This window comes from Aliiruegeria haliotis (genome assembly GCF_003003255.1).
In the GTDB taxonomy this organism is placed as follows: Bacteria; Pseudomonadota; Alphaproteobacteria; order Rhodobacterales; family Rhodobacteraceae; genus Tropicimonas; species Tropicimonas haliotis.
In genome coordinates, this window is sequence record NZ_PVTD01000003.1 from 191,181 (window position 1) to 206,654 (window position 15,474).

A 15,474-nucleotide genomic window follows, 5' to 3' on the forward strand; every position below is an offset into this window, starting at 1 on the left:
CGCATAGTGTCGGCGCAACGGCAATGCGGGCACGAGCGATGGAGCACACAGAGGGAAAACCGACCTGGCAGGAACAGCGTACGCGGTTCCTGAATCGGGTTGCTGCGCGCCGTGCGGCGCGTGCCCGTCCTGCCACGGCCTTCCTGTCACAACCCGAGCCACGCACCATTGGAACCTTCTCCAAGGGACGCCAGTTGCTTGCCGGCAATTTCCTGTTCGCCGGCTTTCTCGTCGAGGCTCCGGACAGTTCCCCGTGGGACATCCGGATGCCCGCGCCGCGTTTCGAGGAGGATCTGCACGGCTTCCGCTGGCTGGACGACCTTGCCGCCGTCGGCGACCTGCCTTCGCGGCGGGCAGCGCAAAGCTGGACCTGGGACTGGATCGCCCGCTACGGTCGCGGACGCGGCGCCGGATGGACGCCGGACCTGACCGGACGCCGGGTGATCCGGTGGATCAATCACGCGATTTTCCTGTTGCGGGGCCAAGACGCAGACGCCTCCCGCGCTTTCTTTGCCGCGCTTGGGGCGCAGACGATCTTCCTGTCCCGGCGCTGGCACGTGGCGGCCTCCGGCCTGCCCCGTTTCGAGGCATTGACCGGGTTGATCTACGCAGGGTTGTCGCTGGCCGGACAAGAAACCCATGTCGCCCCGGCCGTGAAGGCCCTGTGCAAGGAATGCAATGCGCTGATCGACAAGAGCGGCGGGCTGCCGACGCGCAACCCAGAGGAACTGCTCGAAGTCTTTACCCTGCTGATCTGGACGGCGCAGGCGTTGATCGATTCAGGACGGCACCCCGACGCACCGCTGGAGGCCGCGATCGTGCGCATGGCCCCGACATTGCGGGCGCTGCGCCATTCCGATGGCAGCCTGGCGCGGTTTCATGGTGGGGGGCGCGGGATGGAAGGGCGGTTGGACCATGCCCTTGCGGCATCCGGCATCCGGCCGGAACCGCACGAGGGGTTGGCGATGGGATTTGCCCGCATGGCCGCCGGACGGACCACCGTCCTGGTCGATGCTGCAGCGCCACCGACCGGAGAGGCGTCGGTCAACGCCCATGCCTCCACCCTTGCCTTCGAGCTGACATCCGGCCGGCGCCCGATCGTGGTGAACTGCGGCCCCGGCGCGACATTCGGTGAGACCTGGCGACGTGCAGGCCGGGCAACCCCCAGCCACTCCACGCTTGGGGTGGATGGCCTGTCATCCTCCCGCCTCGGCGTCGTGGGGCTGGGCCGTGGTCGGCGGGGCGAGATCCTGCACGACCTGCCGTCGGAGGTCCGTGCGCAATTCTCGGCCAACGCCCACCTTGTCCACCTGCTCGCGGGCCACGACGGCTACGTCGCCACGCACGGCCTGACACATGTGCGCCAGCTTGGGCTGGCGCGAGACGGGCGTGCGCTCGAGGGCGAAGACACGCTTGGGGCGCTGAACGAAGCCGACCGCGCCCGGTTCGAGCGTCAGTTGACCGCGACCCAGCTTCAGGGCGTGTCCTTCACGATTCGGTTTCACCTGCACCCGGACGTGGATGCGACGCTCGACATGGGAGGATACGCCGTATCTCTCGGCCTCAAGAGCGGCGAGATATGGGTTTTCCGGCACGAAGGGTCCTCCAGGCTCTCGCTGGAGCCGTCAGTCTACCTCGAGGCTGGCCGGCTGAAGCCGCGTGCGACAAAACAGATCGTGATTTCGGGCCGGGTTGTCGACGCAGCCTGCCAGATCAACTGGACCTTCGCGAAGGCACAGGATACCCCGCAGGCAATCCGCGACATCGTCAGGGACGACGATGAACACCTGAGTGACGACTGACCGAAGGACCGCTGCCATGACCGACACCCGCCCCATCCGCCGTGCCCTGCTCTCTGTTTCCGACAAGGAGGGTCTCGTGGATCTCGGCCGGGCGCTCGACGCGCGCGGGGTGGAATTGCTCTCCACGGGTGGCACAGCGCACACGCTGCGCCAGGCCGGGCTGGAGGTCGTCGATGTGGCCGAGGTGACCGGCTTCCCGGAGATGATGGACGGTCGCGTGAAGACGTTGCATCCCAAGGTCCACGGTGGCCTTCTGGCCCTGCGGGACAATGACGAGCATGTCGCCGCGATGACGGAGCACGGCATCGTCGAGATCGACCTGCTGGTGGTCAACCTCTATCCCTTCGAAGCAACTGTTGCGAAGGGCGCCGACTACGACACCTGCATCGAGAACATCGACATCGGCGGCCCGGCGATGATCCGTGCGGCGGCCAAGAACCACGCGTTCGTTTCGGTCGTGGTGGATGTCCAGGACTACGAGAAGCTGCTGGGAGACATGGACCAGCACGACGGCGGCACCTGCCCGAAGTTCCGCAGGAAGCTGGCGCAGACCGCCTACGCCCGCACAGCAGCCTACGATGCGGCAGTGTCGTCGTGGATGGCGGATGCCATCGGCGTCGAAACCCCGCGACGGCGTGCCGTTGCCGGCACCCTCGCCCAGACCATGCGCTACGGCGAGAACCCGCACCAGAAGGCGGCCTTCTACACGGACGGCTCCGACCGGCCCGGCGTGGCCTCCGCCGTGCAGCATCAGGGCAAGGAGCTGTCCTACAACAACATCAACGACACCGACGCGGCATTTGAACTGGTCGCAGAGTTTTCTCCCGAGGACGGCCCGGCCTGCGCGATCATCAAGCATGCCAATCCCTGCGGCGTGGCGCGCGGCGCTTCCCTCGAAGAGGCCTATCGCCGTGCCTTCGATTGCGATCGCACTTCCGCCTTCGGTGGCATCATCGCCCTGAACCAGCCGCTGGACGGCGCCACGGCGAAGGCCATCAGCGAGATCTTCACCGAGGTCGTCATCGCGCCGGACGCTGATGACGCCGCCCGGGAGGTCTTCGCCGCGAAGAAGAACCTCCGCCTGCTTACAACAGGTGGTCTGCCTGATCCCCTGGCTGCGGCACGGACGATCCGCCAGGTGTCCGGTGGCTACCTCGTGCAGGACAAGGACAATGGTCATGTCTCGATCGACGACCTGAAGGTCGTCACGGAGCGGCAACCGACCGAGCAGGAGCTGAAGGATCTGCTCTTCGCCTGGAAAGTTGCCAAGCACGTCAAATCCAATGCCATCGTCTATGTGAAGGATGCCGCAACGGTTGGCGTAGGCGCCGGACAGATGAGCCGGGTGGACTCGACCCGCATCGCCGCCCGCAAGGCACAGGACATGGCCGAAGCACTCGGCCTCTCCGCGCCACTGACCCAAGGATCGGTCGTTGCCTCCGACGCCTTCTTCCCCTTCGCGGACGGGCTGCTGACAGCGGCGGAAGCCGGGGCGACCGCTGTGATCCAGCCCGGCGGATCGATGCGCGACAAGGAGGTGATCGCCGCCGCGGACGAGGCCGGCATCGCCATGGTCTTCTCGGGCATGCGCCACTTCCGGCACTGACCGCATGCGGCTGCTCTGGATATCGGCCGGCCTGGCGTTTCTGCTGGACCAGTTCACCAAGAACTTCGTGTTTTACACGATGAACCTGGTGACGGAGGAGGTCATTGACGTCCTGCCTCCCTACCTGGTGCTGCGCAAGGGAATGAACACAGGCGTCAACTTCGGGCTGTTTGCCGACAGCGCCGCAGGACAGCGTTGGATCCTGATCGCGCTCTCTATCGTGCTGTGCCTGATGCTTTGGTACTGGGCGCGCCGGAACTACAATGCCGGGATCGAGTACATCTCCGCCGGCCTCGTAATCGGCGGCGCCTTGGGCAATGCCTTCGACCGGCTGATCTATCCCGGGGTTCTGGATTTCCTCAACATGTCATGCTGCGGCATCGACAACCCCTATGTCTTCAACCTCGCCGACGTCTTCATTTTCGCCGGCGCGATGGGGCTTGTCTTCTTCGGCGGCGAGGGGCGCAGAGGCGAAAACGCCTCGTGACGCGGCCTGCGGGTTGCGATACACAGACGCAAAGACGGTTCAGGAGGCAGTAATGCGGGCAGCAAAAGTGGCAAGGGCGGGCATCATGCTTGCGCTGGTTGCACTGGTGGCTGCCTGTTCGCGCGGCGACCCCAGCATGATGCACATTCAGCGGGGCATGACCACGCCGGATGAATTCGCCATCCTGCCGAACAAACCGATCGAGACCCCTCCGAACTACAACGACCTTCCGGCGCCGAACCCGCTTGGCGGCAACCGCACGGACGTGAATCCGGAGGCGGAGGCCATTGCGGCGCTTGGCGGCAATCCTGCCCGTGTCGTCCGCGATGGCAAGATCGTGGCCGATTCCGGCCTGATCCGGCACACGACACGATATGGTGTCGAGCAGAACGTGCGTGCCAACCTGGCGCTGGAGGATCTGGAGTACCGCAAGCGCAATCGCGGGCGGGCGCTGGAGCGTCTTTTCCAGGTTCCGACCTATTATTCCGCGTATGAACGTCAGGCAATCGATCAGCACGGCGCACTTTGGTACTATCGTGCGCGCGGCCTGCCGACGCCGGCTGCCCCCTCCGACCCCGAAGTCGACTGACGACCCCTCACATCCTCGTAGGGTCGCTTGAACGGCGCGCCCTGGGTCGTATGTTGACGCCTATTGCGCTCTACAAGGAGTCCCGGATGTTCCGTCAAATCGGTTCGGCTGTCGCTTTCGCACTTTGTGTGGCACTGCCCGCACAGGCGGAGGAGGTCACGACCTTTTCGCTCGACAACGGCATGGACGTGGTCGTGATCGAGGATCACCGCGCCCCGGTCGCCGTCAACATGGTGTGGTACCGCGTGGGTGCTGCCGACGAGCCCCCCGGCGTCTCCGGGATCGCGCATTTTCTCGAACACCTGATGTTCAAGGGCACCGAGACTCTGGAGCCCGGCGAGTTTTCCGCCATTGTCGAGGCCAATGGTGGGTCGGACAATGCCTTCACCAGCCAGGACTACACAGGATATTTCCAGCGCGTCGCCGCCGACCGGCTGGACCTGATGATGGAGATGGAGGCAGACCGGATGGTCAACCTGATCCTCTCCGAGGACGAAGTCCTGCCAGAACGGGATGTGATCCTGGAGGAACGCAACCAGCGTATCGAGAACAGCCCCGGTAGCCTGTTCCGGGAGCAGACCACCGCGGCGCAGTACATGAACCATCCTTACGGCATTCCCATCATCGGCTGGCGGCACGAGATGGAAGATCTGAGCCAGGAGGATGCGCTGGCGTTCTACGACCTGTACTACGCTCCCAACAACGCGATCCTGATCGTCGCTGGCGACGTGGCGCCCGATGACGTCCGCCGGATGGCAGAGACCCATTTCGGCCCGATCCCGGCGAACCCGGACCTTCCTGAGCGCGCCCGCCCGCAGGAACCGCCGCAATTGTCCGAACGCCGGCTCACCTTCGAGGACGCGCGCGTCTCCCAGCCATACGTGATGCGCAGCTACCTAGCGCCGGAACGCGACGCCGGCGCGCAGAAAGAGGCTGCGGCGCTGGTCTTCCTGTCCCAGCTTCTTGGCGGCTCGGGAACGACCTCGCTCATGGGACGGGTCTTGCAGATCGAGGAGCAATCCGCGCTCTACACCACGTCCTTCTACGATGGCGTGTCCCTTGATGACACCAGCTTCAACGTCCTCGTGATGCCGGTCCCGGGGCGCAGCCTTGCCGAGGCAGAGGCCGACATGGACCGCATGATCGCGCGCTTCCTCGAAGAGGGCGTGGACATGGCTCAGTTCGAGCGGCTGAAGATGCAGATCCGTGCGAGCGAGATCTACAAGAAGGACAGCATCCAGGGTCTTGCCCGCGCCTACGGAGAGGCGCTGACGAGCGGCCTCACGGTCGAGGACGTGCAAGCCTGGCCGGAGATCCTCCAGGCCGTGACTCCAGAGGACGTGATGTCGGCCGCCGAACGCTTGTTCGACAAGCGCCGCGCCGTGACCGGCTTCCTCCAGAAACCCCAGGCCCCTGCCGAGGAGATGACCCAATGATCCGCCTGATCCTCGCCACAGCGATGGCGGTCGTTCTGAGCCTGCCCGCCCGGGCCGAGATCGACATCAAGGAAGTCACCAGCCCCGGCGGGATCGACGCCTGGCTGGTCGAGGAACACTCGATCCCCTTCGTTGCGCTCGAACTGCGGTTCAAGGGCGGAACCAGCCTTGACGCCGAGGGAAAGCGCGGGTCGATCAACCTGATGACCGCCTTGCTGGAAGAAGGTGCGGCGGACATGGATTCGCAGGCCTTCTCCATTGCACTCGAGGGTCTGGCCGCGGAGTTCCGGTTTCGCGCTTGGGACGACATGGTCGCGATTTCGGCCAAGGTGCTGACAGAAAACCGCGATGATGCGATGGAGCTTCTTCGAAAAGCACTCGTCGAACCGCGTTTCGACGAAGCCGCCGTGGAGCGGGTCCGGGCACAGGTTATTGCCAGCATCGAGTCGGACGCCAAGGATCCGAATGCGATCTCCGCGCAGACTTTCAACACCATGGCCTATGGTGACCACCCCTACGGCTCCGCGCTCGATGGCACGATCGAAAGTGTCTCGGCGCTGACCCGTGACGACCTTGTTGCCGCCAAGGACCGCATCCTGGCGCGTGACAGAGTCTATGTTGGCGCGGTGGGCGACATCACCGCGGAAGAACTCGGGAACCTGCTCGACAGCCTTCTGGGCGTGCTTCCGGATGAGGGCGCGCCGATGCCGCAGCATGTGGATATCGCTGTCGATGGTGGCGTGACCGTTGTCGACTACCCGACCCCGCAATCGGTGGTGACCTTTGGCCAGCGCGGGTTGACCCGGCACGACCCCGATTTCTTCCCCGCCTTTGTCATGACCCACATCCTTGGCGGTGGCGGGTTCTCTTCCCGGCTCATGGAAGAGGTCCGGGAAAAGCGCGGGCTGACCTATGGGATCGGTGTCTACCTCTACCCGATGTTCTATGGCGAAGCGCTCATGGGCAGCGTCTCCACGGTCAACACGCGTGTTGGCGAAACCATCGAGGTCGTGCAGGCCGAATGGGAACGGCTCGCCACCGAAGGCGTGACGGAGGAGGAACTGGAGCGGGCAAAGACCTTCCTCACCGGCGCCTATCCACTTCGTTTTGATGGCAACGGACCGATCGCCAATATCCTCGTCGGGATGCAGATGCAGGACCTGACGCCGGAATACATCATCACGCGCAACGACAAGGTGAACGCGGTGACGGTTGAGGATATCCGCCGTGTGGCGGCCGAGTTGATTGATCCGGATCAGCTCCATTTCGTCGTGGTTGGCCAGCCTGAGGGGCTCGACGCCACCAATTGAAAGAGATCGGAGGGGGCGCCCGGCGGCCTCTCTGAAAAGCCGCACTGTGCCACTCAAGCCGGTTTCCGAATCCCGCGGGCCATGCTACCCCTTGTGGCATGGCTACGATGCACCCCAACATGAGCCCGAATTATCCACAGGCTCCCGTAATCCGGCAACTTGACGAGACGGTCATAAACCGGATCGCGGCCGGCGAGGTCGTGGAGCGGCCCGCCTCGGCCGTCAAGGAGTTGGTGGAGAACGCCCTGGACGCCGGCGCGACGCGGATCGGGATCGAGATCGCCGACGGGGGCAAGACACTGATCCGGATCACCGATGACGGTTGTGGCATCGCGCCCGAGGATCTTCCGCTGGCGCTGGCCCGCCACGCCACCTCCAAGATCGACGGATCCGACCTGCTGGAGATCCGCTCCTTCGGCTTCCGCGGGGAGGCGCTGGCGTCGCTCGGAGCGGTTGGGCGCCTCACCGTCACCAGCCGCGCAAGGGGGCATGCGGAGGCAGCGAAGGTTTCGGTCACGGGCGGTGACATGGGCAGCGTCACGCCCGCCGCCCTGACACGCGGCACGGTGGTCGAACTGCGGGACCTGTTCTTCGCCACGCCTGCGCGACTGAAATTCATGCGCTCCGACCGGGCGGAATCGCAGGCCGTTGGCGACGTGATCAAACGGCTGGCGATGGCGGAACCTGCAGTGTGCTTTACCCTTCGCGATGTGTCGAATGGCGGCGAAGGACGGATCACCTTCCGCGCCGACGCCGAAACCGGAGACCTTTTCGATGCGCTACGGGGCCGGTTGGCACGGGTGCTGGGTGCGGAATTCGGTGAGAACGCAATTGCCGTGGACACGGAACGCGATGGCTTGCGGCTGACGGGGTTTGCCGCACTTCCGACCTATTCGCGTGGGTCGTCCGTGGCGCAGTACCTTTTCGTCAACGGCCGCCCGGTGCGGGACAAGTTGCTGTACGGTGCGCTGCGGGCTGCCTACATGGATTTCCTGAGCCGGGACCGCCACCCGGCCGCAGCCCTGTTCATCGATTGCGACCCGCAGCTTGTCGATGTCAACGTCCATCCCGCCAAGGCGGAAGTGCGGTTTCGGGAACCAGGCACGGCGCGCGGGCTCATCGTGTCCGGGCTGCGCCACGCGCTGGCAGAGGCAGGCCACCGCGCATCGACGACGGTTGCCGGCGCGACCCTCGGGGCGTTCCGGCCCGAGCCCACGGGACCGGCACGGGTTTATCAGATGGATCGGCCGAGCCGTGGCGCTCTTGGGGCCGCCTATACCGGTCAGGCGCCGCTGTCGAACGATACACCTGGCACATACGCGCCCTCGCAGGTTTCCTATGCGCCCTCCGGCTTCGCGGAGACCGCTGCCCCATCGGCGAGGGTCGAAGACGTCCTCGAATCCGACGTAGCCGCTGACGACACCTCTGCCCTGCCCCTCGGGGCGGCACGGGCGCAAGTCCACGAAAACTACATCGTCGCGCAAACGTCGGATGGCATGGTCATCGTGGACCAGCATGCCGCCCACGAGCGATTGGTCTACGAGAAACTCAAGCGACAGGCCGCCGAACACGGGGTCGCGGCGCAGGCGCTCCTGATCCCCGAAATCGTGGAGATGAGCGAGGGCGACGCAGCCCGCCTGATGGCCGTGGCGGAGGACCTGAAACGCCTTGGGCTGACCATCGAGCCCTTCGGTGGCGGTGCGATTGCCGTGCGCGAGACCCCTGCCGTCCTCGGCGAAATCAACGCGCACGCCATGCTGCACGACATCCTCGACGAGATCGCGGACCTTGGAGAAACCACGACCCTCGGCGCACGGATCGACGCCGTTCTGAGCCGCGTTGCCTGCCATGGTTCGATCCGCTCCGGGCGGCGAATGCGCGCCGAGGAAATGAACGCGCTCCTCCGCGAGATGGAGGCGACGCCCCATTCCGGCCAGTGCAACCACGGGCGCCCCACATACGTGGAGTTGAAACTCTCCGATATCGAAAGGCTGTTCGGGCGCACATGATCCAGTTCGGCGATAGTGTCATTGATCTTTCCGACCCCATGGTCTTGGCCGCGTTAGTCGGCGGAGCGGTTGCCGTACTTCTGGTGGGGTTGCTTGTCATGGCCGTGCGGCGGGCCGGAGCGGCGGCACGGTTGAGCGCGCCGATGATGGCGCAGATGTCCGCGCTGACGTCGAGGGTTCAGACGTTGTCCGACGGGCAACAGCAGCTGGCCGGGGGGCTGACCCACGTGTCGGAGGCGGCGGCGAAGAGCCAGGCACAGGTCTTGCAATTGATGGAGACACGCCTTGCCGAGGTCACCAACCGGATGGGCGAGAGCCTGCAAGGCAGTTCAAGCCGCACAGCACGGTCGCTGGGCGAGTTGCAGCAGCGCCTGGAGACCATCGACCGGGCACAGGCGAAGATAGAGAAACTCTCCGGGGATGTGCTGAGCCTGCAAGACATCCTGTCGAACAAGCAGACGCGGGGCGCTTTCGGAGAAATCCAACTCCGGGACATCGTGTCAAAGGCCCTGCCCAGTGACGGCTTCGAGTGGCAGGCGACACTGTCGAACGGAAAGCGGGCCGATTGCCTGATCCGGTTGCCGAACCCGCCCGGCCCGATCGTCATCGACAGCAAATTTCCCCTGGAGGCCTACGAAGCGCTGCGAAACGCCGACACCCAGTGGGAGTTGAACGAGGCAGCCAAGGCCATGCGCGTCGCCGTGAAAGCCCATATCAAGGCGATCACCTCCAAGTATATTATCGAGGGAGAGACGGCGGATGGCGCGCTGATGTTTCTGCCGTCGGAAGCGGTCTACGCGGAGTTGCACGCGAATTTTCCCGAACTCGTCCGGGAGGGGTTCGCCGCACGGGTCTGGATCGTCTCGCCCACGACCTGCATGGCGACCCTGAACACCATGCGGGCGGTTCTGAAGGATGCGAGAATGCGGGAGCAGGCTGGTGCAATCCGACGCGAACTCGGACTGCTGCACGCCGATGTCGAGCGGCTGGAGACCCGGGTGGGCAACCTCGACAAGCACTTTTCGCAGGCGGCAAAGGATATCGGAGAAATCCGGATCAGCGCGGAGAAGGCCGGCAAAAGGGCTCGTCGACTGGACAATTTCGACTTTGAGGAAGTGGCCGGCGATGCGGTGCCCTCGGTTCCCACGCCTGATGAGACAGGGCGCGACCCTGTCCGCATTCTGCGACAGGATCCGCCCAATGGCGTGCCGTCGCCGGGCGAGTAGCCCTCGATCCCCTCAGGGGAAAAGGCCCACCGCAGGTGCCCGGCCCAACGGGAGGCGGCGCAGCGTGCTGCGCCAACGACGGGCGGGAGCGCTCCGTTCTCAGGTCATCGGGGCCAACAACTCGGCGAGCGCAGCCACAGGATCCGCACCGGACCAGATCTCCTCTCCCACGCCAAAGAAGTCCGTGACAGGGGCAAGCGATTCCACCAGTTCCGGCGTCAGGCCCCCTTCTGCCACCACGGGCAGTTCGATCATTTCTGTCCACCAGGCAAAAAGCTCCCGCTCTGCCACCGACCCGTCGCCCAGCGCCGTCGCCCCGACAGGCCCGAAGGCGGCGTAGTCGGATCCAGCCTCTCCCGCGTTCATCCCTTCGTGCCTGGAAGTGCCGCAGAAGGTTCCCACGACCGCATCCTCACCCAGCGCCTTGCGTGCCTCGCGCACACCGCGCGCGCCGTCCAGGTGCACCCCGTCCAGCCCCAGCCGCTCCACCATCAGCAGATGCGAGTCGATCACGATCGCCACGTCCCGCGCGTGGCAGACGGCCCGGCACGCGTCGGCGGCGCGGGCAATCCGATCCTCGTCGCGGCTGGCAAGGCTCAGCCGCACGCAGGCGATCTCCCGCGAGTCCAAGGTGCGGGCAAGGCTGTCGGGGTAAGTGGAGAGTTCGAATTCTGGAGGGGTGATCAGGTAAATCTGCGGGTGCTCGACGTCGGCCATTCTTCCCTCCGGCGTTTCTTGTCGTGGTTCGGGCCGGTATACTCCGCTTTTTCCCCTTGTACCATGGCTCCTTGAAGGCTCCGCCAGCCCGGCGTATCAGGGCCGAAAGACATGCCCGTCCAGGAGCCAACATGCAGCAGCCCGCCTTCATCCTCGTCCGCTCCCAGATGGGAGAGAACATCGGCGGTGCCGCACGGGCGATGTGGAACTTCGGGCTGGACCGAATGCGGCTGGTGGACCCGCGGGACGGCTGGCCCAACCCGCGCGCCGTGGCACTGGCCAGCGGCGCCGGTCGACTGCTCGACGAGGCCGGCCTGTATGAAACCGTTCCCGATGCGATCGCAGATTGCACCCATGTTTATGCCACCACCGCTCGGGTTCGTGGCCTGACCAAGCCCGTGCTGACGCCCGAACAAGCGATGGCGGAGGCTCGTGCCGTGACCGAGGCCGGGGGCCGCGTCGGCATCCTGTTCGGCCCGGAACGCGCCGGCCTGGAGAACGAAGACGTGTCGCGGGCCCATGCGATCATCACTGTGCCGGTGAACCCGGAGTTCTTCTCCCTCAACCTTGCCCAATGCGTGTTGCTGACGGCCTACGAGTGGCAGCGGCAGACCATGGACCCCATCGAGGCGCCGGAGATCGAACGCGCTACCGCCATCGAGGTCGAGGCCCTTGGCAACCATTTCGAGCAGCGCCTCGACGCGGCAGGCTTCTTCTTCCCGCCGACCAAGGCCCCGCACATGAAACTCGCGGTCCGCAACATGCTCTCGCGTCTTGCGCTGACCCGCTCGGACGTCCAGACCTTCCACGGCATGCTGCGGCAATTGACCCGCACCGTGACCGCGCCGGGGTCCTCGACATCCGGTGCCCCCGACCAGCCGCCAGAGGAGTGACCAGATGGCCGCCAAACGCAGCATCTTCGAAGAGGTAAGCGAGGAAACGCCGCAGGAACGCCAGCCGCAGGCCGTTCAGCCCGGCCTGATCGATCGCGCTTCCTCGGGCGCGCGGGGGGCCATCCGGGCGTGGCTCATGGTGCTCTTCGCCATGGTCGTTGCGATGATCGTGGTCGGCGGCCTGACCCGTCTTACCGATTCCGGCCTGTCGATCACCGAATGGGCTCCTGTCACCGGGGCGATCCCGCCGATGACGGAGGAGTCCTGGACCGCCGAGTTCGAAAAATACCAGCAGATCCCCGAATACCAGCTTCAGAACGTCGGCATGACGATCGAGGAGTTCAAGACGATCTACTGGTGGGAATGGGGGCATCGGCAACTCGGGCGGGTGATCGGCCTCGTCTGGGCCGTCGGCCTCGGCGCCTTTCTCCTGCTTGGGAAGGTCCCCACGGGATGGACGGGGCGCCTCGTGCTTCCAGGGGCCTTGGGTGGCGTGCAGGGTGCCGTCGGCTGGTGGATGGTGTCGAGCGGGCTGCAGGGCGAGATGCTTGATGTTGCCTCCTACCGGCTTGCCATCCATCTCGGCCTGGCCTTTGTCATTCTCGGGCTCCTGACTTGGTATATCTGCCTTCTCGGACGACCGGAGCGGGATCTCATGCAGGCGCGTCGCGCCAAGGAAGGCGGCCTCTTTGGCCTCTCCACCGGTCTATTGCATCTGACCTTCCTTCAGATCCTGCTCGGCGCGCTTGTTGCCGGCATCGATGCCGGCCGCGCCTTTCCGACCTGGCCGCTGATGGGCTCCAGCTTCTTCCCGCCGGATCCGTTCACGATCATGCCCGTCTGGCGAAACTTCTTCGAAGATGCGGGCCTCGTGCAATTCATGCACCGCATTGTTGGCTACCTTGTGTTCGCGCTGGCGGTCTTCACCTGGATCCGCGCCCGCAGGTCCACGCATCCGCGCACGCGACGCGCCTTTGACTGGATGCTGGTTTTCACCTTCGGCCAGGTGGTCATTGGCATTGCCGCCGTGCTGACGCAGGCGCAATGGCATGTCGCAATCACGCACCAGCTGACGGCGGTTCTGCTCTGGGCTCTCATCCTGCGCGCCCGATTCCTTTCCGGCTACCCGATCACAAGCTCCGTACGAGAAGGCCTCTGACCCTATGAACGCCTATAAAAAGCTGATGTCCCACACGCGCGAAACCGTTGCGCTGAAACAAGTGCTCGGCCGGCTCAACTGGGATCAGGAAACGGTGATGCCACGGGGCGCCGCGCCCCAGCGGGCAGAGGAACTCGCGGCGCTGGAAAAGGTGCTGCACGCCCGCCGCACGGACCCGCAGGTCGCCGAATGGCTGGCCGAAGTGACTCCGAAGGATGCGGTAGCGGATGCGCAGGTTTACCAGATCCGCCGTTCCCATGAGCGTGCAACCAAGGTGCCCGCCGACCTGTCGGCGGAAATCGCGAGGGTAACCTCCCTCAGCCAGGGGATCTGGGCAGAGGCCCGCGCCCGCGATGATTTCGCTGCCTTCGCGCCAACGTTGGGCGAGGTCCTGAACCTGCGCCGGCAGGAGGCGGACGCGCTCGCGCAAGGTGACGATCGCTACGATGCGCTGCTCGACGACTACGAGCCGGGCGAGAGCGCCGCCAACCTCACCGGGATGTTCGCAGCCATGCGTCCGCGTCTCGTAGCCCTGCGTGAGAAGATCCTCGGAAGCGAAACGACCGCACCCGCCGTCCACGGCCCGTTCAACGAGCCTCTCCAGATGGAGCTGGCAGAAGCGTGTGCCCGCGCCTTCGGCTACGATTTCGATTTCGGACGGCTCGACAAGGCGGTGCATCCGTTCACCTCTGGCCAGGGTCAGGACAGCCGTATCACCACCCGGACCTCTCCAGACGAACCCTTCGGTTGCTTCTATTCGACGATCCACGAGGTCGGCCACGGCTGTTACGAACAGAACGTGAGCGCAGAATACCTGCTTACCCCGCTCGGCGAAGGTGTCTCGATGGGCGTTCATGAAAGCCAGAGCCGGATCTACGAGAACCAACTCGGCCGCGGCCGCGCCTTTACGGGCTGGCTGCACGGTCGCTGCCAGTCTGCCTTCGGCGACATGGGGCTCGACGGGCCGGATTCCTTCTACGCCGCCGTCAACGCGGTGAACCCGGGCTACATCCGGACCGAGGCGGACGAGGTTCACTACAACCTCCACATCCTGTTGCGGTTCGACCTCGAACAGGCGCTGATCCGGGGGGATCTCGAGGTGGCCGACCTCGAAGATGCCTGGAACGCGCGCTTCAAGGCCGATTTCGGTGTCGCGGTCGACAAGGCCTCGAACGGGGTCCTGCAGGATGTGCATTGGCCCGTGGGCCTCTTCGGCTATTTCCCCACCTATTCGCTGGGCAATGTCTATGCGGGCTGCCTCTTCGAGGCGCTGAAGGCAGACGTGCCGGAATGGGAAACCGCCCTTGCGCGCGGCGACGCAAGCCCTGCCACGGACTGGCTCAGGGCGAAGATCCAGACCCATGGCGCGTTGTATCGGCCGCGCGAAGTGATCGAGAAGGCCACCGGCAAGCCGATCTCCGTCGATCCGCTACTGACCTACCTCGAAGAGAAATTCAGCGACCTCTACAACCTCTGATCTGCGCCGGGGATGTTGGACTGCCCCTACTTTCCGGCCCCGATGCGCGGTTCTTCTCCGCGCATCAACCGACGGATGTTGGTCGCGTGCCGGACATAGACCAGCAGCGCCAGCGCAATGGCAAGAACCACCAGGTCCGCGCGCCCGAGGACCAGCGCCCAGAGTGCGCCCGAAGCCGCCGCGACCAACGCCGCCAGTGACGAGATCCGCCCCACCAGCGCGACCACCAGCCATGTTGCACAGCACGCCAAACCGACACGCCAGTCCAGTGCCAACAGGACACCCAGAAACGTCGCGACCCCCTTGCCGCCCTTGAACCCAAGCCACACGGGAAACAGGTGCCCAAGGAAGGCGAAGAAACCCGCAACCTGTGCTGCATCCTCGCCCAGCACGGCGCGCGCGATCAACACCGCGGCACCGCCCTTGGCAGCATCCAGTACCAGCGTCAGGAAGGCCGCGAGCTTGTTGCCCGTGCGCAGGACGTTTGTTGCGCCGATGTTGCCCGAGCCGATGGCACGAAGGTCGCCAAGCCCAAATACGCGCGCCATCACGATCCCGAATGGCACCGAGCCCAGCAGATAGGCCAGCGCGGCAACAACAATCAGCGGCATCGCACCGGAGTCGAACGGAGGCATGGCATTCCCTGTCTGTTTCTGTGCCTGAATATCCCCGCCGGAGGGGCGAAAGTCCACGTGCAACCGACCTCAGGCTGGGGGCGGGTCGCCCATGGCAGGATCGACTTGCCGCCCGGAGGGCGGCCACC

13 protein-coding genes are annotated in these 15,474 nt (G+C 65.1%); 11 read left to right on the top strand and 2 right to left on the bottom strand.

All coding sequences use genetic code 11. From position 1 onward, the window contains the following. Positions 1 to 38: 38 nt before the first annotated feature. The 8 genes from CLV78_RS10155 (at position 39) to CLV78_RS10190 (ending at position 10,465) form a co-directional block, all read left to right on the top strand. The gene (locus CLV78_RS10155) at positions 39 to 1,802 is read left to right on the top strand and encodes a heparinase II/III family protein (RefSeq protein ID WP_106204695.1); all 1,764 of its coding nucleotides are present in this window, start codon (positions 39 to 41) and stop codon (positions 1,800 to 1,802) included. A gap of 16 nt (positions 1,803 to 1,818) precedes the next feature. Then, positions 1,819 to 3,408, top strand: coding sequence for a bifunctional phosphoribosylaminoimidazolecarboxamide formyltransferase/IMP cyclohydrolase (purH, locus tag CLV78_RS10160; protein ID WP_106204696.1), 1,590 nt, complete (start codon positions 1,819 to 1,821; stop codon positions 3,406 to 3,408). A 4-nt stretch (positions 3,409 to 3,412) separates the two neighbouring features. After that, positions 3,413 to 3,895 (top strand): signal peptidase II, encoded by a 483-nt coding sequence (gene lspA / locus CLV78_RS10165; protein WP_106204697.1) that lies wholly within the window; start codon positions 3,413 to 3,415, stop codon positions 3,893 to 3,895. Between the two features lie 52 nt (positions 3,896 to 3,947). After that, positions 3,948 to 4,484, top strand: coding sequence for a DUF3035 domain-containing protein (locus CLV78_RS10170; protein WP_106204698.1), 537 nt, complete (start codon positions 3,948 to 3,950; stop codon positions 4,482 to 4,484). Positions 4,485 to 4,570: 86 nt separating this feature from the next. Beyond that, positions 4,571 to 5,920 (top strand): M16 family metallopeptidase, encoded by a 1,350-nt coding sequence (locus tag CLV78_RS10175; RefSeq protein WP_106204699.1) that lies wholly within the window; start codon positions 4,571 to 4,573, stop codon positions 5,918 to 5,920. 5 nt (positions 5,921 to 5,925) lie between these two features. Then, entirely contained in the window at positions 5,926 to 7,230 is a 1,305-nt protein-coding gene (locus tag CLV78_RS10180; RefSeq protein WP_170111662.1) for a M16 family metallopeptidase, read from the top strand. 98 nt (positions 7,231 to 7,328) lie between these two features. Beyond that, complete coding sequence (gene mutL, locus CLV78_RS10185; RefSeq protein ID WP_106204701.1) at positions 7,329 to 9,239, top strand: DNA mismatch repair endonuclease MutL; 1,911 nt, start codon at positions 7,329 to 7,331, stop codon at positions 9,237 to 9,239. Next, entirely contained in the window at positions 9,236 to 10,465 is a 1,230-nt protein-coding gene (locus CLV78_RS10190; protein ID WP_106204702.1) for a DNA recombination protein RmuC, read from the top strand. The genes mutL and CLV78_RS10190 overlap by 4 nt, the downstream gene beginning before the upstream one ends. 99 nt (positions 10,466 to 10,564) lie before the next feature. Here the strand turns inward: CLV78_RS10190 and CLV78_RS10195 are convergent, their stop codons facing one another. Beyond that, positions 10,565 to 11,182 (bottom strand): thiamine phosphate synthase, encoded by a 618-nt coding sequence (locus tag CLV78_RS10195; protein ID WP_106204703.1) that lies wholly within the window; start codon positions 11,180 to 11,182, stop codon positions 10,565 to 10,567. Between the two features lie 131 nt (positions 11,183 to 11,313). Here CLV78_RS10195 and CLV78_RS10200 point away from each other — a divergent pair, with 131 nt between their 5' ends. The 3 genes from CLV78_RS10200 to CLV78_RS10210 are packed head-to-tail and all read left to right on the top strand — an operon-like array spanning position 11,314 to position 14,711. Beyond that, positions 11,314 to 12,075 (top strand): RNA methyltransferase, encoded by a 762-nt coding sequence (locus CLV78_RS10200; protein ID WP_106204704.1) that lies wholly within the window; start codon positions 11,314 to 11,316, stop codon positions 12,073 to 12,075. 4 nt (positions 12,076 to 12,079) lie between these two features. Next, positions 12,080 to 13,234: a heme A synthase gene (ctaA, locus tag CLV78_RS10205; protein WP_106204705.1), complete on the top strand. Its 1,155-nt coding sequence runs from the start codon at positions 12,080 to 12,082 to the stop codon at positions 13,232 to 13,234. 4 nt (positions 13,235 to 13,238) lie between these two features. Further along, positions 13,239 to 14,711 (top strand): carboxypeptidase M32, encoded by a 1,473-nt coding sequence (locus CLV78_RS10210; RefSeq protein WP_106204706.1) that lies wholly within the window; start codon positions 13,239 to 13,241, stop codon positions 14,709 to 14,711. A 26-nt stretch (positions 14,712 to 14,737) separates the two neighbouring features. On the opposite strand, the gene plsY is transcribed toward CLV78_RS10210, so the two are convergent. Beyond that, positions 14,738 to 15,346 carry a glycerol-3-phosphate 1-O-acyltransferase PlsY gene (gene plsY, locus CLV78_RS10215; protein ID WP_106204707.1) on the bottom strand — a complete coding sequence of 203 codons (609 nt, stop codon included), beginning with the start codon at positions 15,344 to 15,346 and terminating at the stop codon, positions 14,738 to 14,740. Positions 15,347 to 15,474 lie beyond the last annotated feature (128 nt).